18 protein-coding genes are annotated in these 20,653 nt (G+C 64.5%); 13 read left to right on the forward strand and 5 right to left on the reverse strand.

What is annotated here, in order from left to right; translation table 11 throughout:
• The first annotated feature begins 10 nt into the window (after positions 1 to 10).
• The gene (gene grpE, locus IT549_RS00645) at positions 11 to 583 is read left to right on the forward strand and encodes a nucleotide exchange factor GrpE (protein ID WP_292969165.1); all 573 of its coding nucleotides are present in this window, start codon (positions 11 to 13) and stop codon (positions 581 to 583) included.
• On the opposite strand, the gene IT549_RS00650 is transcribed toward grpE, so the two are convergent.
• On the reverse strand, positions 584 to 1,012 hold the full coding sequence (locus tag IT549_RS00650) for a vgr related protein (protein ID WP_292969167.1): 429 nt from the start codon (positions 1,010 to 1,012) through the stop codon (positions 584 to 586). It abuts the gene before it with no gap.
• Between the two features lie 56 nt (positions 1,013 to 1,068).
• The gene (locus IT549_RS00655) at positions 1,069 to 1,590 is read right to left on the reverse strand and encodes a copper chaperone PCu(A)C (protein WP_292969169.1); all 522 of its coding nucleotides are present in this window, start codon (positions 1,588 to 1,590) and stop codon (positions 1,069 to 1,071) included.
• Between the two features lie 175 nt (positions 1,591 to 1,765).
• Between IT549_RS00655 and dnaK the strand changes: the two genes are divergently transcribed.
• Together dnaK and dnaJ are read left to right on the forward strand one after the other, a co-directional pair.
• The gene (gene dnaK, locus IT549_RS00660) at positions 1,766 to 3,679 is read left to right on the forward strand and encodes a molecular chaperone DnaK (RefSeq protein WP_292969171.1); all 1,914 of its coding nucleotides are present in this window, start codon (positions 1,766 to 1,768) and stop codon (positions 3,677 to 3,679) included.
• Between the two features lie 70 nt (positions 3,680 to 3,749).
• Positions 3,750 to 4,877: a molecular chaperone DnaJ gene (gene dnaJ / locus IT549_RS00665; RefSeq protein ID WP_292969174.1), complete on the forward strand. Its 1,128-nt coding sequence runs from the start codon at positions 3,750 to 3,752 to the stop codon at positions 4,875 to 4,877.
• Positions 4,878 to 5,011: 134 nt separating this feature from the next.
• Here the strand turns inward: dnaJ and IT549_RS00670 are convergent, their stop codons facing one another.
• Complete coding sequence (locus IT549_RS00670) at positions 5,012 to 7,342, reverse strand: patatin-like protein (RefSeq protein ID WP_292969177.1); 2,331 nt, start codon at positions 7,340 to 7,342, stop codon at positions 5,012 to 5,014.
• A 107-nt stretch (positions 7,343 to 7,449) separates the two neighbouring features.
• On the opposite strand from IT549_RS00670, the gene radA reads away from it, so the two are divergent.
• The 8 genes from radA (at position 7,450) to IT549_RS00710 (ending at position 16,957) form a co-directional block, all read left to right on the forward strand.
• Complete coding sequence (gene radA, locus IT549_RS00675; protein WP_292969180.1) at positions 7,450 to 8,817, forward strand: DNA repair protein RadA; 1,368 nt, start codon at positions 7,450 to 7,452, stop codon at positions 8,815 to 8,817.
• An 11-nt stretch (positions 8,818 to 8,828) separates the two neighbouring features.
• A complete protein-coding gene (locus IT549_RS00680; protein ID WP_292969182.1) occupies positions 8,829 to 9,386 on the forward strand; it encodes a CvpA family protein in 558 nt (185 codons plus the stop codon).
• Entirely contained in the window at positions 9,383 to 9,805 is a 423-nt protein-coding gene (locus IT549_RS00685) for an iron-sulfur cluster assembly scaffold protein (RefSeq protein ID WP_292969184.1), read from the forward strand. The genes IT549_RS00680 and IT549_RS00685 overlap by 4 nt, the downstream gene beginning before the upstream one ends.
• Positions 9,806 to 9,839: 34 nt before the next feature.
• On the forward strand, positions 9,840 to 11,450 hold the full coding sequence (locus IT549_RS00690) for an MFS transporter (RefSeq protein ID WP_292969186.1): 1,611 nt from the start codon (positions 9,840 to 9,842) through the stop codon (positions 11,448 to 11,450).
• A complete protein-coding gene (alr, locus tag IT549_RS00695) occupies positions 11,437 to 12,477 on the forward strand; it encodes an alanine racemase (RefSeq protein ID WP_292969189.1) in 1,041 nt (346 codons plus the stop codon). The genes IT549_RS00690 and alr overlap by 14 nt, the downstream gene beginning before the upstream one ends.
• Before the next feature lie 95 nt (positions 12,478 to 12,572).
• Positions 12,573 to 13,124, forward strand: a complete 552-nt coding sequence (gene phaR / locus IT549_RS00700; RefSeq protein ID WP_292969192.1) for a polyhydroxyalkanoate synthesis repressor PhaR — start codon at positions 12,573 to 12,575, stop codon at positions 13,122 to 13,124.
• 43 nt (positions 13,125 to 13,167) lie between these two features.
• On the forward strand, positions 13,168 to 14,700 hold the full coding sequence (locus tag IT549_RS00705) for an aminoacyl--tRNA ligase-related protein (RefSeq protein WP_292969195.1): 1,533 nt from the start codon (positions 13,168 to 13,170) through the stop codon (positions 14,698 to 14,700).
• Position 14,701: 1 nt separating this feature from the next.
• Complete coding sequence (locus IT549_RS00710) at positions 14,702 to 16,957, forward strand: VacB/RNase II family 3'-5' exoribonuclease (RefSeq protein ID WP_292969198.1); 2,256 nt, start codon at positions 14,702 to 14,704, stop codon at positions 16,955 to 16,957.
• Here the strand turns inward: IT549_RS00710 and IT549_RS00715 are convergent, their stop codons facing one another.
• Positions 16,958 to 17,410 carry a universal stress protein gene (locus IT549_RS00715; RefSeq protein ID WP_292969201.1) on the reverse strand — a complete coding sequence of 151 codons (453 nt, stop codon included), beginning with the start codon at positions 17,408 to 17,410 and terminating at the stop codon, positions 16,958 to 16,960.
• 126 nt (positions 17,411 to 17,536) lie between these two features.
• Here IT549_RS00715 and IT549_RS00720 point away from each other — a divergent pair, with 126 nt between their 5' ends.
• Complete coding sequence (locus tag IT549_RS00720) at positions 17,537 to 18,787, forward strand: pyruvate dehydrogenase complex dihydrolipoamide acetyltransferase (RefSeq protein ID WP_292969205.1); 1,251 nt, start codon at positions 17,537 to 17,539, stop codon at positions 18,785 to 18,787.
• A gap of 1 nt (position 18,788) precedes the next feature.
• Complete coding sequence (gene lpdA, locus IT549_RS00725; RefSeq protein ID WP_292969208.1) at positions 18,789 to 20,201, forward strand: dihydrolipoyl dehydrogenase; 1,413 nt, start codon at positions 18,789 to 18,791, stop codon at positions 20,199 to 20,201.
• 2 nt (positions 20,202 to 20,203) lie between these two features.
• On the opposite strand, the gene IT549_RS00730 is transcribed toward lpdA, so the two are convergent.
• Positions 20,204 to 20,551: a PilZ domain-containing protein gene (locus IT549_RS00730; protein ID WP_292969210.1), complete on the reverse strand. Its 348-nt coding sequence runs from the start codon at positions 20,549 to 20,551 to the stop codon at positions 20,204 to 20,206.
• Between the last annotated feature and the right edge of the window lie 102 nt (positions 20,552 to 20,653).

Consider the following 20,653-nt stretch of genomic DNA (forward strand, 5'->3'; position numbering starts at 1 on the left):
TTTGACGAAGATGAGCGATGACAAGAAGCCGCAGGCAGACCCGGCGGTAGCCGCTGAACTGGCCGGCGTCCCCGAAGACATGATCGATCTTGAGCAGGCCAGCGATGCGCTGGACGATGCCCTGGCCAATCTCAGAAACGATCTGGAAGCCGCACGGCAGGATATCCTTTACGCCAAGGCCGAAACGCAGAACGTGCGCCGCCGCCTGGAAAAGGACGTGGCCGATGCGCGCGCCTATGCCGCGACCGGCTTTGCCCGCGACATGCTGAGCGTGGCCGACAACCTGGCCCGCGCGCTGGATGCCATTCCCCAGGAACTGCGCGAGGATGACAAGACCAAGGCGCTGGTCACCGGGATCGAGGCGACCGCGCGCGAGCTTGACAAGGTCTTCAGCCTCAACGGCATCAGCCGCATCGCCGCGACCGGTCTGCCGCTCGATCCGAACCAGCACCAGGCCATGCTTGAAGTGCCCAGCAATGATGCCGAACCCGGTACCGTGCTGCAGGAACTGCAGGCCGGCTACATGATCAAGGACCGCCTGCTGCGGCCGGCGATGGTGGCGGTGGCGAAGAAGCCGGATTGATCAGCCAAACGGCAGCAGGGCTTCCAGCTCTGCCAGATCCGGGTTCCCAGGCACTTTCCACCCCTGACGCAGCATGAAGGCATGCGCGACAATTTCGGCTTGCTGCTCGATCCCATAGGCGGTCAGCGGCTTGCCGGGCTTGAGCCGGTAGCCATAGCGGCGCTGGAAAGCGCCCACCAGCGGCAGGTACCACGCGCCGCGGGTCTGGGCCTGCCAGACGTGGGTCATCTCATGGATGAAGTGCGCCTGCAGCCCGGGCGCGGCCAGGCTGAAATCGGTGCAGTAGCTGCCTGACTCGGGATGGAAGTGCAGGTGCCCCATCGGCGCCATGGTGACCTTGCGGGGGTGGAACCACCACCACTTGCTGCGGCGGATCGTCACCCGCGCGGTGTCGATCGCCTCGCCAAAGACCGAACGCACCAATGCCACCTCGCCGACGGTCAGCGACCGCTCACCGCCGACAGGGCAGGTGGGGGCAGGGCTGCTCAGTGCGCGCTCTCGCCTTCGTGCTTCATGCCGCCCATCGCGGCATCGCCCATCGCTTCGATCTTCGCCGGGACCGAGGTCTTGTCACCATCGGTGAAAGTCAGGGTGAATTCGGTTTCGCCACCAGGTGCCAGATCAGTGCCCAGTTCGAAGGCCATGATGTGCAGCTTGCCAGGTTCGAACATGACCGAGGTTCCCGGGGCGATATCGACCCGTTCAACCGCCTTCATCGTATCGCCTTCGGTGGTGTGCATTTCGGTACGCGCAGCGCCCTTGATCGCGACTGCCGCGATCGAGACCGGGTCCTTGCTCTGGTTATCGACCACCAGATAGGCCCCAGCCGGGTTGCCCGAAACGGCCGGCAGCACCAGCCGTGCGGACGAAACCTTGACGCCCGGCTTCGCCTCGATCGCGCCGCTGGCGGCGGCTTCGGGCTTGTCGGGGGTTTCCTTGCAGGCGGCGACAGAAAGCAGCGCGGTGGCAGCAAACAGGGGCAGGGCGATACGGCGGGCGATGGTCACGCGGAATAGTCCTTTCAGAGCGCACGAAAATTCGTCCCCCTGCTAGTCGCCCGCTGCCCTTGTGCCAAGCAAAACCGCACCTATATGCCCCCTTGAAAGAGCCGCCGAAGGGCCTTGCTGCGATTGCGGGAGGCGAAATACGCGGTGTCATTGAATAGCCAAGGATGGGGTTCAAATGGGTAAAGTAATCGGTATCGACCTGGGCACGACCAACAGCTGCGTCGCCGTGATGGACGGTGGCAAGCCCAAGGTCATCGAGAATTCGGAAGGCGCGCGCACCACGCCTTCGATCGTCGCCTTCACCAAGGATGGCGAACGCCTGATCGGTCAGCCGGCCAAGCGCCAGGCTGTGACCAATGGTGACAACACGATTTTCGCGGTGAAGCGCCTGATCGGCCGCCGCTTTGACGATCCGGTGACCAAGAAGGACACCGAACTGGTTCCCTACACCATCGTCAAGGGCAAGAACGGCGATGCCTGGGTGCGCGCCGGCGGCGAAGACTATTCGCCCAGCCAGATTTCCGCCTTCACCCTGCAGAAGATGAAGGAAACCGCCGAAGCCTATCTGGGCGAAACGGTGACCCAGGCGGTGATCACCGTCCCGGCCTACTTCAACGATGCCCAGCGCCAGGCGACCAAGGACGCCGGCCAGATCGCGGGCCTTGAAGTGCTGCGCATCATCAACGAACCGACCGCCGCCGCGCTTGCCTATGGGCTTGAGAAGAACGACGGCAAGACCATCGCGGTCTATGACCTTGGTGGCGGCACCTTTGACGTCTCGATCCTTGAGATTGGCGATGGCGTGTTCGAGGTGAAGAGCACCAACGGCGATACCTTCCTGGGCGGTGAAGACTTTGACTCCAAGCTGGTCGAATGGCTGGCGGACAAGTTCAAGGCCAAGGAAAACATGGACCTGAAGACCGACAAGCTCGCGCTTCAGCGTCTCAAGGAAGCCGCCGAAAAGGCCAAGATCGAACTGTCGAGCACGGCTTCGACCGAAATCAACCTGCCGTTCATCACGGCCCGCATGGAAGGTGGCAGCACCACCCCGCTGCACCTGGTTGAAACCGTCACCCGCGCCGATCTGGAAAAGATGGTCGCTGAACTGATCGAACGCACCAAGGAACCGATGAAGAAGGCGCTGGCCGATGCCGGCCTCAAGCCTGCGGACATCGATGACGTGGTGCTGGTCGGCGGGATGACCCGCATGCCGCGCGTGCGCGAAGTGGTGAAGGAATTCTTCGGCAAGGAACCGCACACCGGCGTCAATCCGGATGAAGTCGTCGCGATGGGCGCGGCGATCCAGGCCGGCGTGCTGCAGGGCGACGTCAAGGACGTGCTGCTGCTCGACGTGACCCCGCTGTCGCTGGGGATCGAAACGCTGGGCGGCGTGTTCACCCGGATGATCGATCGCAACACCACGATCCCGACCAAGAAGGCCCAGACCTATTCGACTGCCGAGGACAACCAGCAGGCGGTGACCATCCGCGTGTTCCAGGGTGAACGTGAAATGGCGGCCGACAACAAGCTGCTGGGCCAGTTCGATCTGACCGACATTCCGCCCGCACGGCGCGGCGTGCCGCAGATCGAGGTGACCTTCGACATCGACGCCAACGGCATCGTCAACGTCAGTGCCAAGGACAAGGGCACCGGCAAGGAACAGCAGATCAAGATCCAGGCCTCGGGCGGGCTTTCGGATTCGGACATCGACCAGATGGTCAAGGACGCCGAGAAGTTCGCTGAAGAAGACAAGAAGCGGCGGGCTGCGGCGGAAGCCAAGAACAACGCCGATAGTCTGGTCCACGCCACCGAACAGCAGCTGGCCGAACATGGTGACAAGCTGGACGCCGATCTCAAGTCTGAAATCGAGGCTGCGATTGCCGAGACCAAGACTGCGATCGAAAGCGGCGACGCCGACGAAATGACCGCCAAGACCCAGGCCCTGACCGACAAGGCCATGAAGATGGGCCAGGTGATCTACGAAAAGGAACAGGCTGCGGCCGCGTCGCCGGGGGCGGAAGCTCCGGCTGAAGGCGCCGAGGAAGTTGTCGACGCCGAATTCTCGGAAGTTGACGAGAACAAGGGCTGACACAGGCAATGAAACGGGCCCGGCGCTGTGCTGACAGGTGCGGCGGCGGGCTCGCTTTCGAGGTGGGGCAATGTCCGTAGAAGCCGACTATTACGAACTGCTCGAGATCGAGCGCACCGCCGACGATGCGACGATCAAGTCGTCGTACCGCAAGCTGGCGATGAAGTGGCATCCCGACAAGAACCCCGGCGACAGCGCCGCCGAGGAACGCTTCAAGTCAATCAGCGAGGCCTATGACTGCCTAAAGGACCCGCAGAAGCGCGCGGCCTATGACCGGTTCGGCCACGAAGCCTTCAAGCAGGGCATGTCGGGCGGCAGCGGTCCGGGTGGACCCGGCGGCGGTGGCTTTTCCGACCTTGGCGACATTTTCGAGACGATCTTCGGCCAGGCCTTTGGCGGCGGCGGTCGTCAGCAGGCGCGGCGCGGAGCAGACCTGCGCTATGATCTTGAAATCGACCTTGACGATGCCTTCCACGGCAAGCAGACCGAGATCGAGATCGAAGTTTCGACCAAATGCGAACCCTGCAGCGGATCGGGCGCGGAGCCCGGCACCGGCACACGGCGCTGCAACCTGTGCGGCGGCCACGGCCAGGTCCGTGCTCAGCAGGGCTTCTTCATGGTCGAGCGAACCTGCCCGACCTGCCACGGCCGCGGTGAAGTAATCGAAAAGCCCTGCCGCTCGTGCCGGGGCGAAGGCCGCGTGGACACGCCGCAAAAGCTGGAAGTCAACATCCCCCCGGGTGTCGATACCGGCACCCGGATCCGCCTGGCCGGCAAGGGCGAGGCCGGACCCAACGGTGCGCCAGCGGGCGATCTTTACATCTTCATCCACACCCGCCGTCACAAGGTGTTCGAACGCGAGGGGACCGACCTGATCACCCGCGTGCCGATCGCCTTCACCACTGCGGCGCTGGGTGGGGACATCGAAATTCCCGGGCTCGACGGCAGCAGGATCGACATCGCGATCCCCGCCGGGATCCAGTCGGGCAAGCAGCTGCGCAAGCGCGGCGCCGGGATGCCGGTGCTGCAGGGCCGCGGCCGCGGCGATCTGGTGATCGAGATCATGGTCGAAACCCCGACCAAGCTGACCGCGCGCCAGAAGGAACTGCTGCGCGAACTGCAGGAAACCGAAACCGGCGAGGAAACGCCGCAGTCGAAGGGGTTTTTTGACCGGATCAAGGAAGCATTCGGGGGATAACTCCTCGGCCTTTCCAAAGGCGCCGTCACCCCGGGCTCGACCCGGGGTCCCGCTAGCCTCTGCAACGATGCGGTAACACGGAAACCTGGCAAGGACAGCGGGACCCCGGATCAAGTCCGGGGTGACGCGATGGTTCAACCGCGTGCCAACTCAGTGCCTTCCACCTCTGTCCTGATGCCTGGCACCAGGCCCGGATCGGCCTTCAAGCGCTCTTCCTCCTCATCCAGCACTGCCAGGAACGCCTCTTTCTTGAACCGCGCCAGTTCGGCGGGATCGAGCATCATGCCCTTTGGCAGGGCGGAGGCGACCAGATCGATCATCCGCTCGGCCCCGTGCAGGCGGCCCCACAGATAGTCGTTCTCACGGTAGGCGCGGCTGAAGAAGGCGCCGAAGTTGTAGAATTCGGTCCCGCGCAGCATCGCGCTGGCGCCGCCCTTACGGATCGAGCTGCAATCATCGGGACTGATCCGGTCAACCTTGGCAGGCTCGAACTCGGTCGATCCCTCGCCGCGCAGCAGTGGCAGCGTGACGGTGTCATAGAACGGGAAGCCCAGATAGGTCAGCAGCACCCGCCGCTTGAGCTCGCGGGGCATGCCTTCCAGCGCTTCGACCAGCAAGGCATCAACCACCAGATCGGTCGCGGGTAGCTGGCGGCGGCGGGCGATGGCATCAAGCACCGCGCCCGGATCGCTGTCGAGCTGGCGCGCGACCGTGCCGAAATCGCCGCCCAGCGAGCCTTGCGCTTCGCGATCGAAATAGAGCGCCAGCGCGCGGTAGACCGCGCTGCGGGCGTTCTCACGCGCGTCGGGATTGGCGGCGTCAAGGTCTTCCCAGTCTTCGGTCAGCCGCCGGGCGAGCAGACGCAGGCGGCGGATCCGGAAGCCCAGATCGTGATCACGGAAGAAATCGATCGCCTGTTCGTTCGCGCCGCCCTGCATCGCGGTAATGTGGTCGAGCCCGTGCGTCGCCAGCCAGGCGGCCAGCCGGTCTGCCACCGGATCGGCATGGCCCAGCAGCAGATCGGGCGCGGCGCTTTCGATCGTCTGGCCCAGTTCGTGAAGGATCTGCGCGAACTTGACCTGACCATAGGCCTGAAAGGCAAAGCCGGCCTGTTCGGCTGCGGCCTGCTGGGCCTTGCCCCGCCAGGCGATCAGCCGCCTGACGCTCGGCTTGTCCAGGAACAGCGTTCGCCCGAACAGCTTCTCGACCTTGGCCTCAACCTCGGGCCGCAGGGCATCGACGATCGCCTTGAGCCCGGCCAGCTGGCGCGAGGAGGCCGCGATCTGTTCCAGGTTGTCGCGCACCGGCTGTTCGCGCGGGATCGACGAGAGCGAGCCGAAGATCACCGAGAAGAACCCTGGCGCTTCCAGGCTTTCATGGCGCTGCCCGCCAACCTCGTCGGGGTGCGGATCGATATAGACGAAGCGGCGGTCAACCTCGCGCTGGGCCGGGCGATCGCGCAGCACGCGCATCGCCTCGGCAAAGGGCGCGTTGACCAGCACCGAACCATCGATAAGCGCGACATTCTCGGCATCGCCGTGATGGCTGTGTTCGGGCATGATCCGCTCGACAAAGGCGGTGCGGCTGTTCCAGCTTTCGCTGCGTTCGGCCACCAGCCGGTCGATTTCGGACAGTTGCAGCGCCGGAAAAGCGCCGGGGAAGCTGGCGGTGGCCCGCGCGGCAAAGGTCAGTTCGGGGCAGGGGGCCAGCGCCTGCCCGCCATCGGCCGGGGTCAACGCGCGGAACCCGATCGACAGGCGGTGCTCGCTCTCCTCGATCAGCGGCGGGCTGTTGAGCTGCAGCACCTGCGGATGGCCGCGGAAATCGGTTGCAGTCACGAACAGGTCGATCGGGTGGCGTGGGGGCAGCAGCGGCTTGTCCGCCCCGCCGGCCTTCATCGCATCAAGCGCTTCGGCAAGCAGCCGCGAAAAGCCCAGTCCGCCGAACGGCGGTTCAAACCAGCGCGAGCGGATCAGGCGCGACAGCTTGGCCCGCACCTCGCTGCGGGTTTCGGGGGCGACGCTGGCCGAGATCACGTTGCCGGGGCGCTTGAGCAGCCAATAGACCAGCGGCATCGCCCAGAACTTGGCCATGCGCGACCACGGCCGGGCATCGGGATCGATGAGCACATCGACATCGGCGCGTTCCAGCCACAGCTCGGTCAGGGGCTCAAGGCTTTGCCCCGAATGGATCGCCTGGGCCAGGAACACCCCGTTGATCCCCCCGGCGCTGGCCCCGGCGACGATATCGGTCAGCACTTTCAGCCGCAGGTTGAAATGCCACTCGATCCGCTCCAGCAGTCGGCGATAGACCGCTTCGCTGCCGGTCTCGATCGTCTCGTCGCTGTGATGAATCCGGCTTGCCCGGGCGAGCTTCCACAGCTCCTTGGTGACCCCGTGCATATAGACAGCCAGGCTCACCCCGCCATAGCAGACCAGCGCAATCCTGAGTTCCTTCTGCCGCATCGTGTTTGGATCATGGCAGATTATGGTTACGCCCGCCATCGCGCTCGATCAGGGAAATTGCGCAAAGTGCGCTTGCGTTCCGCTTTCGTTCCAACTATCGCTGAGCTATGGCCAAGCCCAAACGCCGCTATATCTGCGCAGCATGTGGCAGCGTAACCCATCGCTGGCAGGGGCAGTGCGCCGATTGCGGGGAATGGAACACGCTGGCCGAGGAAGCGCCGACAACGGTCTTTTCGGCCAAGCATGATCTGTCTTCTGGCGGGCGGGCGATCCAGTTTGAAGCGCTCGATGCGCCGGGTGAGAAACTCAGCAGGCGCAGCACGGGGCTGGCGGAGTTCGACCGCGCGCTGGGCGGCGGGCTGGTGCCGGGATCGGCGGTGCTGATGGGCGGCGATCCGGGGATCGGGAAAAGCACGCTGCTGCTCCAGGCCGCCGCCGCGATTGCGCGCAGCGGAGCCGATGCGGTCTATATCAGCGGTGAGGAAGCCGCCGGGCAGGTACGGATGCGGGCTGAGCGGCTTGGCCTGGCCGATGCGCCGATCCTGCTCGCTGCGGCCACCTCGGTCCGTGATATCCTGACCACGTTGGCCGGGATGGCGCCGCCCAAGCTGTTGGTGATCGATTCGATCCAGACCATGCATTCCGACCAGATCGAAGGCGCGCCCGGCACGGTCAGCCAGGTCCGTGCCTCGGCGTTTGAGCTGATCCGCTATGCCAAGGAAAATGGCACCGCACTGGTGCTGGTCGGGCATGTCACCAAGGATGGCAGCATCGCGGGGCCGCGCGTGCTGGAACACATGGTCGATGTGGTGATGAGCTTTGAGGGAGAGCGCAGCCACCAGTACCGGATCCTGCGCTGTATCAAGAACCGCTTTGGCCCGGTCGATGAGATCGGCGTTTTCGCGATGGAAGGGGCAGGTCTGGCCGAGGTTGGCAATCCCTCGATGCTGTTCCTCTCTGGCCGTGAGCAGCCTGTGGCGGGCAGCGCGGTGTTCCCGGCGATCGAGGGAACGCGCCCGGTGCTGGTCGAGGTTCAGGCGCTGATCGTGCGTCTGGCCAGCGGAGCCACCCCGCGCCGCGCGGTGGTGGGCTGGGACAGCGGCCGGCTCGCCATGCTGCTTGCAGTACTGGAGGCGCGCTGCGGGCTGAGCTTTTCCTCGGCCGAAGTCTATCTCAACGTCGCCGGGGGATACCGTCTGGCTGATCCGGCGGCGGACCTGGCCGTGGCTGCGGCATTGGTCTCGGCATTGGCGGACAAGCCGCTGCCGGCCGATGCCGTGTGGTTCGGCGAAGTGTCGCTGGCGGGAGAGATTCGCCCGGTCGCGCACGGGGGCATTCGTCTGCGCGAAGCGGCCAAACTGGGTTTCGGCAGGGCCTTCGGCCCCGCTGACCTGCCCGCAAAACAGGACGGAACGCGATTCACTCCCTTGGCGCTGCTGCCAAATCTCGTTGACCGGATCATGAGCGGGGCATAGTTTCCCGCGCCATGACAGGTTTTGATATCGCAGTTCTGGTTCTCGTCGGCATGGGAGCCATCACCGGCTTCATGCGCGGCTTCATTCAGGAGGTCTTTGCGCTTGCGGCCTGGGTGCTCGCGCTGGTTGCGATCCACAACCTGCACACCCCGCTCAGCGAAGCCCTGGTGCCGCATGTCGGAACCGAAAGCGGCGCTTCGGTGCTGGCCTTCGCGCTGCTGCTGCTGGTGCCCTATGCGATCGTCAAGCTGCTGTCGGACCGGCTCGGTTCGGCCAGCCGCAATTCGGTGCTTGGCCCGATTGACCGGGTGATCGGGTTCGGCTTTGGCGCGGTCAAGGGCATGGTGATCACGGTGATGGCTTTTTCCGTGCTGGTGCTGGGTTATGATACGATCTGGGGCGCGGGCGGACGTCCGCAATGGATCACCTCGGCGCGCAGCTATCCCTTCATCAACGCCAGCAGTGAAGCGCTGGTTCAGATGATTGGCGAGCGCCGCCGCGAAGCCGCCGCTGCTGCCGGCAAGGAAACGATCAAGGACGCCGCGATCAAGTCGCTGACCGGCAAGTGAGTTCCGCCACCGCGTTGTACACGCCGCAAGTGCTGGCGCTCGCCACCTCGCTGGCGCGCTATCCGCTGGGCGATGGGCTGCCGCTTTCCGGCAGCGCGCGATCACCCACCTGTGGCAGTACGATCGAACTGGGTCTGCACTGCGATACGGATGGCCAGATCGACCGGATCGGGCTGAGGGCACATGCTTGCGCGATTGGCCAAGCGGCCGCCGCGATCTTCGTCGAAGCGGCAAAGGGCAAAGACGACTCAAAGATCCGCCAAGCCTACGATGCGCTGGAAGCCTGGCTGGCGGGAGGCGATCTGCCCGACTGGCCGGGGATCGATGCCATCGCCGCCGCGCGTGACTTTCCGGCGCGCCACGGCGCAATCCTGCTGGCCTGGCGCGCGGCGCTTGTCGCACTGGAAGGCGCTCGCTAGGGAAGCGGCAAGAGTTAATGGGGGAGTGCAGCATATGACCGAGCCGGCCCGGCATCCGGAAGTCCAGCCCAGCGCATCGGAAATGCGGCTGGTGATCGCGGCCTCGTCGGCGGGTACCGTTTTCGAATGGTACGATTTCTTCATCTACGGCACTCTTGGGGCAATCCTTTCGAAGACGTTCTTCCCCACCGGCAATGCCACGCTGGAAATGCTGCTGTTCTGGTTGGTCTTCGCGGTCGGCTTTGGCTTCCGCCCGCTGGGCGCGATCCTGTTCGGCTATCTGGGCGACAAGCTGGGCCGCAAATACACCTTCCTGGTCACGGTAACCCTGATGGGCATAGCCACGGCCGGTGTCGGCCTGATCCCTTCGGCGGCCAGCATTGGCCTGTGGGCACCGGCCATCGTGATCCTGCTGCGGATTCTGCAAGGGCTTGCGCTGGGCGGCGAATATGGCGGTGCGGCCATCTACGTTGCCGAACATTCGCCGTTCGAACGGCGGGGCTATTTCACCAGCTACATTCAGGCTTCGGTGGTTGGCGGGTTCGTGCTCAGCCTGATTGTGGTGCTTGGCTGCAAGGCGGCGATGAGCGCTGAAACCTGGGCTGACTGGGGCTGGCGGGTGCCCTTCCTGCTATCGATCCTGTTGCTCGCGATTTCGCTGTGGATGCGCTTCAAGCTATCGGAAAGCCCGGTATTCCAGGCGATGAAGGAAGAGGGCGAACTGGCCGGCAATCCTTTCGTTGAAAGCTTCACCTATCCCGGCAACAAGAAGCGGATCTTCGTTGCCCTGTTCGGGATCGCCGCCGGACTGACCACGATCTGGTACACGGCGATGTTCTCTGGCCTGAGCTTCATCAAGACGACCATGCGGATCGAGGATACCACCGCTGAAATCCTGGTGGGGATCGCGGCCTTCCTGGGCATGGGCTTCTACCTCTATTTCGGGCACCTGTCTGACCGGATCGGGCGCAAGAAGCCGATCGTGATCGGCTATGCGCTGACCCTGCTGCTGCTGTTCCCGACCTATTGGTTCATGGGCAGCACCATGGCAGAACAGACCAGCCGGATCGTGCTGGCCGGACCCGATTGCAGCTACAGCGCCTTTGCGCCCAAGCAGACCACGGCCTGCGGCAAGCTGATGGGCGATCTGACCGGGGCCGGCATCGGCTATGATCTGAGCGATGCGCCGCGGCCCTATCTTGAGATTGATGGCAAGTCGGTCAATCTGACCGCGCTTGACTGGAACGATGCCAAGGCCCGCAAGGCCCAGATCGAAGAGCGCAGCGGGATCAAGCTGTTCAGTGCGGAAAAGGTCAAGCCAAGCCTGGGGCAATCTCTGGCGATCATTGCCGCGCTGCTGGTTCTGATGGCCCTGTCGGGCGCAACCTATGGTCCGGTCGCGGCGCTGCTGGCAGAGATGTTCCCGGCCAAGGTCCGCTATTCCTCGATGTCGTTTCCCTATCACATCGGCACCGGTTATTTCGGCGGTTTTCTGCCCTTCATCGCGGCCCTGATCGTGGCCAAGACCGGCAATCCCTATTCCGGATTGTGGTACACCTGGGTGGTGGTGCTGATTGCCTTCCTGGTCGGGGCCTGGGGACTGAAAGGCGGATTGCCGCGCGAATTTTCCGATGACCATTCCTGAAGCATCACTCAGGCTTGAGCTTGATAGCGCAGCCCTGATCGCAAACTGGCGCGCGCTCGATCGACTTTCTGGCACGGCCCAAGCCGGTGCCGCGGTCAAGGCCGATGCCTATGGTCTGGGCGCGCGGCGGGTCGCCAAGGCGCTGTGGCAGGCGGGCTGCCGGGACTATTTCGTCGCGCACTGGTCCGAAGCGGCAAGCCTGCTTGATGTGATCCCGGCCGAAGCCATTGCGGTGCTGCACGGCCCGCTGTGCCCGGCCGATGCAGAATTCGCGCGCGAGGCTGGGCTGCGTCCGGTGATCAATTCGCTGCACCAGGCGCGGATCTGGCAGGAAGCCGGAGGCGGGGCCTGCGATCTGATGGTCGATACCGGGATCAACCGCCTGGGCCTGCCGATGGCCGAACTGGACGATCCGGTGATCGCCGGCTTGCAGGTCGATGTGCTGCTGTCGCATCTCGCCTCAGCCGAGGAACCGGTGCCGCAGAATGAGGTCCAGCGGCTGCGCTGGAACGAGGCGCGCGGGCTGGTGACGCATCGCCGTGCCAGCCTGGCCAACAGCGCCGGGATCGCGCTGGGTGAGGGCTATCACGGTGATCTGACCCGCCCCGGGATCGGGCTCTATGGCGGCACGCCCTGCGCCGCGCTGGATGGACAGATCGCGCAGGTTGCCCGGCCCGAAGCGCAAGTGATCCAGACCCGCGAGCTGCAAAGCGGCGACAGCGTGGGCTATAACGCGACTTTCACCGCGCAGGCGGCGATGCGGGTGGGCGTGGTCAGCCTGGGCTATGCCGATGGCTATCTGCGCTGCTGGTCGGGCCGGGGCATGATGCTGGCTGATGGCCAGCGCCTGCCGGTGCTGGGCCGGGTCTCGATGGACATGACCGTGATCGACCTTTCCGCCGCGCCGCAGGTGGGCGAGGGTGACTGGGTCCGGCTCGACTATGATCTGCCGGAGGCGGCCGCGATCAGCGGGCTGTCCCAATATGAACTGCTCACCTCTCTGGGGCGGCGGTTTCCAAGGCTTTGACGCGCTTTTGCTGCGCAGCATGGATATGTTGCATCGCACCTATTGCAGGTGCTAACGTCGAGCCAAGGAGACGGCTCTCCTGCGGGGTTTAGGACATGGGCGAGGCCAAGGGCGAAACGGTCATCATCAAGAAGTACGCCAACCGGCGGCTCTACAACACCAAGAGCTCAAGCTACATCACGCTTGACCATCTGGCCAAGATGACCCGCGAAGGCGTCGACTTCAAAGTCGTCGATGCCAAGAGCGGCGCCGATATTACCCATCAGATCCTGACCCAGATCATCATGGAAGAAGAAACCGTGCGCGGCGAGCAGATGCTGCCGGTCAACTTCCTGCGCCAGCTGATCAGCATGTACGGCAATTCGATGCAGGGACTGGTCCCGCACTACCTCGAAGCCAGCATGGAACAGTTCCGCGCGAACCAGAGCAAGCTGCGCGAGGCTTTCGAATCGAGCCTGGCGGGCAATCCGCTCGCCAAGCTGGCACAGCAGAACCTGGCGATGTTCAAGGCCGCCGCTTCGGCCTTCGTACCGGGTCTGGCCGATGACAAGCCCGCTGCCGCCGCCAAGGGTGACGACGATGAACTGGCCGCGCTGCGCAAGCAGATGGCCGAGATGCAGGCCAAGCTCGACAAGCTGGGGAAATAGCCGCGCTTGCCCGCAGGGGCGCTAGCGGCTATCGCGCCGCGCCATGAAGCACGCACTTTCCGTAACCCGCCAAGAAGACTTCGCCGCCTGGTATCAGGAGGTCATCGCAGAGGCCGAAATGGCCGAAGAAAGCGGTGTCCGCGGCTGCATGGTGATCAAGCCGTGGGGCTATGGCATCTGGGAACGGATCCAGAAGCTGATGGACGCCCGGATCAAGGCCGCCGGGGTCGATAACTGCTATTTCCCGCTGTTCATCCCCTTGAGCTATTTCGCCAAGGAAGCCGAACACGTTGATGGTTTTGCCAAGGAAATGGCGGTCGTCACCCACCACCGGCTTATCCAGGACGGCAAGGGCGGGCTGGTGCCCGATCCCGAAGCCAAGCTGGAAGAACCGCTGATCGTGCGTCCGACTTCGGAAACCGTGATCGGTCAGGCGATGGCGCGCTGGGTGCAGTCATGGCGTGATCTGCCCTTGCTCACCAACCAGTGGGCCAACGTGGTGCGCTGGGAAATGCGCACCCGGATGTTCCTGCGCACCAGCGAATTCCTCTGGCAGGAAGGCCACACCGCGCACGCGACCCGCGACGATGCGATGGAAGAAACGCTGCGCGCGCTCGAAATGTACCGGGCCTGCGCCGAGGATGACCTGGCCATGCCGGTCTTCGCCGGTGAAAAGCCCGAGAACGAACGCTTCCCCGGCGCGGTCGCGACCTATTCGATCGAAGCCATGATGCAGGATGGCAAGGCGCTGCAGGCCGGGACCAGCCACTACCTGGGCACCGGCTTTGCCGAGGCTGCCGGAATCCGGTATCAGGACAAGGAAGGCCAGCAGGTGCTGTGCCACACCACCAGCTGGGGTGTTTCGACCCGCCTGATCGGCGGCGTGATCATGACCCACGGCGATGACGACGGGCTGCGCGTGCCGCCCGCAATCGCCCCGCATCAGGTGGTGATCCTGCCGATGCTGCGCGATGACGATGGTGATGAGGCGCTGCTGACCTATTGCGAAGACCTGCGCAAGGCACTCGCCGCGCAGACCGCGCTGGGCGAACCGATCCGCGTGCTGCTCGACAAGCGTGCCGGCAAGGCGACCCAGAAGCGCTGGGGATGGGTCAAGAAGGGCGTGCCGCTGATCCTCGAGATCGGCGGGCGCGATGCGGCCGGCGGGCAGGTTTCAGTCGTCCGCCGCGACCGGCTTTACCGTGAGGATGGCAAGGTCAATTTCATCGGCCAGGGCAAGGACGAGTTCCTCGGCCACGCCGCGGCAGAGCTGGAAGACGTGCAGCGCGCGCTGTTCGCCGAGGCCCGCGATCGCCGCGATGCGCAGATCCACCGTGGGGTCACTGACCTTGCCGGGCTTGAAGCCTATTTTGCCGATAGCAACCGCTACCCCGGCTGGGTTGAACTGGCCTGGTCACGCCCGACCGGCGAAGCGCTGGACGGCGTGGTGCAACAGCTCAAGGCGCTCAAGCTGACGATCCGCAACACGCCGCAAGGCGGAGAACCGGTCTCGGGCACGTGCCCCTTCACCGGTGATCCTGCGGTTGAGCGGATCTTTGTGGCGCGGGCTTACTGACTTGGCCAAGGGCCCAAAACCCCAGCCCGGTCTCCCCAGCCGCCAGCAGATCCTGGACTTTATCGCAGGCAGCGCCGAACCGGCCGGCAAGCGCGAGATTGCGCGCGCCTTTGGCCTGAAGGGACAGGAAAAGATCGCGCTCAAGGCCTTGCTCAAGGACATGGCCGAGGAAGGCCTGATCGACGGCAACCGCACCGCTTTCCACCGCATGGGCGGGGTCCCCAAGGTGACCGTGCTGCGGGTGGTGGAGATTGACGAGGGCGAGGCGATTGCCGTGCCCGATGCCTGGTCGCCCGATGATGGCACGGTCCCGCCGCGGCTGCGGCTGCGCGAAAGGGGCAAAGGTTCTGCGCTGCGCAATGGTGACCGGGTCCTGGCCCGGACCGAAGAGACCGCCACCGGCTGGATCGCCCACCCGATGAAGAAGCTGCCGGCGCATGCCGACCAGTTGATGGGTGTGGTCGAGATCGACAAGAGCGGGAAGGGGTGGCTGGCCCCGATCGACAAGCGCGAACGCCATTCGCAGGTCATCGCCGATCTGGGCGGGGCCGAGCAGGGGCAGCTGGTGCTGGCCGAGCCGGTCGGCCGCTCGCCGCGTTCCGGGGTCAAGGTCACCGCGGTGCTGGGCGATCCCTTGGCGCCCAAGGCGTTCAGCCTGATCGCGATCCACAAGCACGGCATTCCCTTCGCTTTCGCGCCTGAGGCGGTTGAAGAGGCCCAATTGGCGGCCAAGCTGCCGCTCAGCTCCGATGCCCGCGAAGATCTGCGCCATCTGCCGATCGTTGCGATCGATCCGGTCGATGCCCGCGATCACGACGATGCGATCTGGGCCGAGCCCGACGGGCAGGGCGGTTTCCGCGCGCTGGTGGCGATTGCCGATGTCAGTTTCTACGTGCGGCCGGGCGGGGCGATCGACCGCGACGCCCGCAAGCGCGGCAATTCGGTCTATTTCCCCGATCGGGTCGTGCCGATGCTGCCCGAAGTGCTCAGCGCCGATGTCTGCTCGCTGAAGGCCGGCAATGACCGCGCGGCCATGGCCTGCCATCTGGAGATCAGCGCCGAGGGCAAGTTGACGTCATGGCGTTTCAGCCGGGCAATTGTGCGGATTCATGAAGTTATCGCCTATGAAGAGGCGCAGCGAAGGATCGACGTCAGCGAGGCTGGAGATAACCTGGTGCACCTCTGGGCCGCCTGGCGCGCGCTGGAACTGGCACGCAAGGCCCGCGATCCGCTGGAACTGGACCTGCCCGAACGCCGGGTGCTGCTGGACGAAAACGGCAAGATCAGGGAAATCGCGCTGCGCGAACGGCTTGATGCACACCGCGTGGTCGAAGATTTCATGATCGCGGCCAATGTCGCCGCGGCCAAGGCACTGGAAGCCAAGGTGGCGCCGGTGGTGTACCGCCTGCACGAGCCGCCCAGCCGCGAAAAGCTGGTCGCGCTCAAGGATTACCTCGCCACCTTCGACAAGAAGCTTTCGCTGGGGCAGGTGATCACCCCGGGTCTGTTCAACCGGATGCTCAAGGACATTTCCGATGAGTCTGAAAAGGCTCTGATTATGGAAGCTGTTCTGCGCAGCCAGACCCAGGCCTATTACGGCCCGCGCAACATGGGGCACTTCGGATTGTCGCTGGGCAGCTATGCCCACTTCACCTCGCCGATCCGGCGCTATTCCGACCTGCTGGTCCATCGTGCACTGGTCGATGCCTATGGGCTGGAGCAACCACGGCCTCCGGCGGACCTGCCGCCTGCGACCGGCCTGGCCGATCGTGATCGGGCCGACCTGACCCGGGTGTCCGAAGCGATCAGCGATGCCGAACGCCGGGCGATGGCGGCCGAGCGCGAGACGATCGACCGCTATGTCGCGGCCTGGCTCGCCTCGCGGGTGGGCGAGGTGTTCGAATGCCGGGTGACCGGCGTGCAGCGCTTTGGCCTGTTCGCCACGATTGTCGGGCTGGGCGGTGACGGTCTGGTCCCGGTATCGGTGCTGGGCGACGAGCGGTTCTTCCACAACGAGAAAAGCCAGGTGCTCGAAGGCGAGCACACCGGCACGCGTTTCGCCATGGGCGACCGGCTGAGATTGCGCCTGGCCGAGGCCAATCCGCTGACCGGCGCGCTCAAGTTCGAACCGGAAGACAGTTCAGGCGGAAGAATCGAACCGCGCGGCAAGCCGTTGCCATTGAAGAAAAAAGGCAAGCACATGGTCGGCAAGCGCGGCCGTCCGGGCAATGTCCGCCACCAATCCCGAAAGCGCTGATCAGCCGAGCCGGTTGAGCGCCGCCTCGTCGAGCCCGCCGGGGATCACATAGACCGGGCAGGGCAGCTGCCCGGCGATCGAGGCAAAGTGCGAAACCAGCGGTCCCGGCCCGCCATTGTTGGCCGCGCCCAGGACCAGCGCTGACACCTCGGGATGCTCGCCCAGGTATTCGCGCACCACGCTGATCCCTTCGCCCTGCCTGACCGCGATGATCGGCGGCTTGCTGGCATCGCCCATCAGCGATCCGGCGGCGGAGGTTACCAGCGCTTCGGCGCGGGCGCGGGCCTCTTCCTCGATGGTTGCCTGAATCCCGCCGAATGCAACGAATTGCTGGCGCGGAACCACGGCCAGCAGGTGTACCTGGCCACCGGTTCGCTCAGCCCGGCGCGCGGCAAAGCGCAGTGCCACACCGGCCTCCTCGGTCTCGTCCATGATCACCAGATAGACGCGCATGCCAGCTTCCCCTTGGGGCGTGATATCCGATACAAACCTATTCAGCGCAAGCGTCTTGCCGTACCGCGCAATTTTGGCCAGAGACGTAGCGTCACACCGCCTTGCAACAGGGACCAGCCGTAAATCATGTCGATCGCCATCAAGATGCCCGCGCTTTCGCCAACCATGGAGGAAGGCACCCTGGCCAAATGGCTGGTCAAGGTGGGCGACAAGGTTTCCTCTGGCGATATCATGGCCGAAATCGAGACCGACAAGGCGACGATGGAATTCGAAGCGGTTGACGAAGGCACGATCGTTTCGATCGATGTGGCCGAAGGCAGCGAAGGCGTGAAAGTCGGCACGGTGATCGCCACTCTGGCCGGCGAGGACGAGGCAGCTACGCCTGCGCCGAAGGCTGAAGCGAAGCCGGCTGCCGCTGCGCCTGCGTCGGTTGCCCCCGTTCCGGCGCCTGCCCCCGCTCCAGTGATCGCAGCGGCGCCAGCGCCCAAGGGTGAACGCGTGATCGCATCGCCGCTGGCCAAGCGCATTGCCGAGCAGAAGGGCGTGGACCTCAAGGGTCTGCAGGGCAGTGGCCCCGGTGGACGGATCGTGAAGGCCGATGTGGAGGGCGCGCAGCCGGTTGCCGGTACTGGGCCCGTGGCTGCTGCGCCGGCACCAATCCCGACCGCGCCGGTGCCCGATTTCGGCATTCCGTTCGAAGCCGAAAAGCTCAACAATGTCCGCAAGACAATCGCGCGCCGCCTGACTGAGGCCAAGCAGACCATTCCGCATATCTACCTGACCGTCGATGTGCGGCTTGATGCCCTGCTCAAGCTGCGCGGTGAACTTAACAAGGCACTTGAGGCGGATGGCGTAAAGCTTTCGGTCAACGATCTTTTGATCAAGGCCTTGGCCAAGGCGTTGATCCGGGTGCCCAAGTGCAATGTCAGCTTTGCCGGCGATGAACTGCGCAAGTACAGCCGCGCCGACATTTCGGTGGCGGTGGCCGCGCCCAGCGGGCTGATCACCCCGATCGTGGTCGATGCCGCGGCCAAGGGCGTCGCCCAGATCTCGACCGAGATGAAGGCGCTGGCCGACAAGGCCCGCGAAGGCAAGCTGATGCCGCACGAGTACCAGGGCGGCACCGCCAGCCTTTCGAACCTTGGCATGTTCGGGATCAAGCAGTTCGACGCGGTGATCAACCCGCCGCAGGCAATGATCCTGGCGGTCGGTGCGGGCGAGCAGCGGCCCTATGTGGTCGATGGCGCGCTGTCAGTCGCCACCGTGATGAGCGCCACCGGCAGCTTTGATCACCGCGCGATCGACGGCGCCGACGGGGCGGCGCTGATGCAGGCGTTCAAGGATCTGGTCGAGAACCCGCTGGGATTGGTGGCGTAACATGGCTGAGCAATACGACGTCATCGTCCTCGGTTCGGGCCCCGGTGGCTATGTCGCGGCGATCCGCGCGGCGCAGCTGGGGCTGAAGACCGCGATTGTTGAGCGTGAGAACCTGGGCGGGATCTGCCTCAACTGGGGCTGCATCCCCACCAAGGCGCTGCTGCGCTCGGCCGAAGTGCTGCACACCATGCAGCATGCCGCCAGCTATGGCCTGGCCGCCGACAACATCCGGGCCGATCTCGATGCGGTGGTCAAGCGCAGCCGCGGCGTGGCCAAGCAGCTCAATCAGGGCGTTACGCACCTGATGAAGAAGAACAAGATCGCGGTGCACATGGGGGTGGGCACGCTCAAGGGCGGCGGCAAGCTGGACGTGCAGGGCGAGAAGGGGAGCGAAACCCTGTCGGCCAAGCATATCATCGTCGCGACCGGCGCCCGGGCGCGCGACCTGCCGTTTGCACCGGCGGACGGCAAGCGGGTCTGGACCTATCGCCACGCGATGACGCCCAGCGAAATGCCCAGCAAGCTGCTGGTGATCGGTTCGGGTGCGATCGGGATCGAATTTGCCAGCTTCTACAACGATATGGGCGCCGAAGTTACCGTTGTTGAGATGATGGACCGGATCGTTCCGGTCGAAGATGCTGACGTTTCAACCTTCCTTGAAAGGGCGCTCAAGAAGCAGGGCATGACGATCATGACCGGCGCCGGGGTTGAAGCGCTGGCGGTGAGCGGCAAGGGCGTCAAGGCCAAGCTCAAGGGCAAGGATGGCAAGGTCAGCGAGGCTGAGTACAGCCATGTGATCGTGGCGATCGGAATTGTGCCAAATACCGAGAATATCGGCCTGGAAGCGCTTGGGATCACAGCCGAACGCGGGATCATCGCGGTCGATGGCCTGGGCCGCACCAATGTTCCGGGGGTCTGGGCGATCGGTGACGTCACGCCGGGGCCCTGGCTGGCGCACAAGGCCAGCCACGAAGGCGTAACCACCGCCGAGGCCATCGCGCAGGCACTGGGCAACAAGGATGTCCACCCGCATGCGATGGACAAGCGCAATATTCCGGGCTGCACCTATTGCCACCCGCAGATCGCCTCGGTCGGGCTGACCGAAGCCAAGGCGAAAGAGGCCGGCTATGCGGTGAAGGCCGGGACTTTCCCGTTCATCGGCAATGGCAAGGCGATTGCACTGGGCGAGCCCGAAGGCTTCATCAAGACCGTGTTCGATGCGAAGACCGGCGAACTGCTGGGCGCGCACATGATCGGCGCGGAAGTGACAGAACTGATCCAGGGCTATGTGGTGGGCAAGACGCTGGAAACGACCGAAGCTGAACTGATGGCTACGGTCTTCCCGCACCCGACGCTATCGGAAATGCTTCATGAGAGCGTGCTGGCAGCCTATGGCCGGGCGTTGCATGTCTGATTTTAGAGTGAAGTTCCAAACACCTGCTGTGAAGAGCGGACAAGGTGCTCGAAGACTGCCACATGCAATGGGGCAGTGAATTCGCAGCCCAGTTCGCTGCCGCGGTGCCAGCGCACGCGGGCGCTTAGCAACTGCATGCCGGGGATCCGCAGGTTCAGCGGCTTGATAAGGCTGGGCTGAGACAGTCCGGTTATCCGGAATCCGGTTGGCGACAGGTCTTCAAGATAGACCAGCTGCCAGGGGCGTGTTCCCTGCCGCACTTCGCAGGCAAGCACCAGTCGCGCCCGATTGCTCGTGCGGCCCTGCGGTGCTGCGCCGGATTCGGTGGGTGAACTGTTTCTGAGGGCCATTTCGGTCTCGCTCTAAGCGGTCAGTAGTTGCCAATTGGTAATCGCGCGCGGCCGGATAATGCGGTGACGTCATTCCGCCAATCGCAAGAAGAGATGAAAACG

Source organism: Novosphingobium sp. (assembly GCF_020852455.1).
Lineage (GTDB): Bacteria > Pseudomonadota > Alphaproteobacteria > Sphingomonadales > Sphingomonadaceae > Novosphingobium.

Bases quoted from the DNA above. Each gene is read 5' to 3' on its own strand.
- alr (WP_292969189.1), top strand. From the start codon at position 11,437: ATGACCATTCCTGAAGCATCACTCAGGCTTGAGCTTGATAGCGCAGCC.
- IT549_RS00720 (WP_292969205.1), top strand. From the start codon at position 17,537: ATGTCGATCGCCATCAAGATGCCCGCGCTTTCGCCAACCATGGAGGAA.
- radA (WP_292969180.1), top strand. From the start codon at position 7,450: ATGGCCAAGCCCAAACGCCGCTATATCTGCGCAGCATGTGGCAGCGTA.
- IT549_RS00705 (WP_292969195.1), top strand. From the start codon at position 13,168: ATGAAGCACGCACTTTCCGTAACCCGCCAAGAAGACTTCGCCGCCTGG.
- grpE (WP_292969165.1), top strand. From the start codon at position 11: ATGAGCGATGACAAGAAGCCGCAGGCAGACCCGGCGGTAGCCGCTGAA.
- lpdA (WP_292969208.1), top strand. From the start codon at position 18,789: ATGGCTGAGCAATACGACGTCATCGTCCTCGGTTCGGGCCCCGGTGGC.
- IT549_RS00715 (WP_292969201.1), bottom strand. From the start codon at position 17,410: ATGCGCGTCTATCTGGTGATCATGGACGAGACCGAGGAGGCCGGTGTG.
- phaR (WP_292969192.1), top strand. From the start codon at position 12,573: ATGGGCGAGGCCAAGGGCGAAACGGTCATCATCAAGAAGTACGCCAAC.
- IT549_RS00670 (WP_292969177.1), bottom strand. From the start codon at position 7,342: ATGCGGCAGAAGGAACTCAGGATTGCGCTGGTCTGCTATGGCGGGGTG.
- IT549_RS00690 (WP_292969186.1), top strand. From the start codon at position 9,840: ATGACCGAGCCGGCCCGGCATCCGGAAGTCCAGCCCAGCGCATCGGAA.
- dnaJ (WP_292969174.1), top strand. From the start codon at position 3,750: ATGTCCGTAGAAGCCGACTATTACGAACTGCTCGAGATCGAGCGCACC.
- dnaK (WP_292969171.1), top strand. From the start codon at position 1,766: ATGGGTAAAGTAATCGGTATCGACCTGGGCACGACCAACAGCTGCGTC.
- IT549_RS00680 (WP_292969182.1), top strand. From the start codon at position 8,829: ATGACAGGTTTTGATATCGCAGTTCTGGTTCTCGTCGGCATGGGAGCC.
- IT549_RS00730 (WP_292969210.1), bottom strand. From the start codon at position 20,551: ATGGCCCTCAGAAACAGTTCACCCACCGAATCCGGCGCAGCACCGCAG.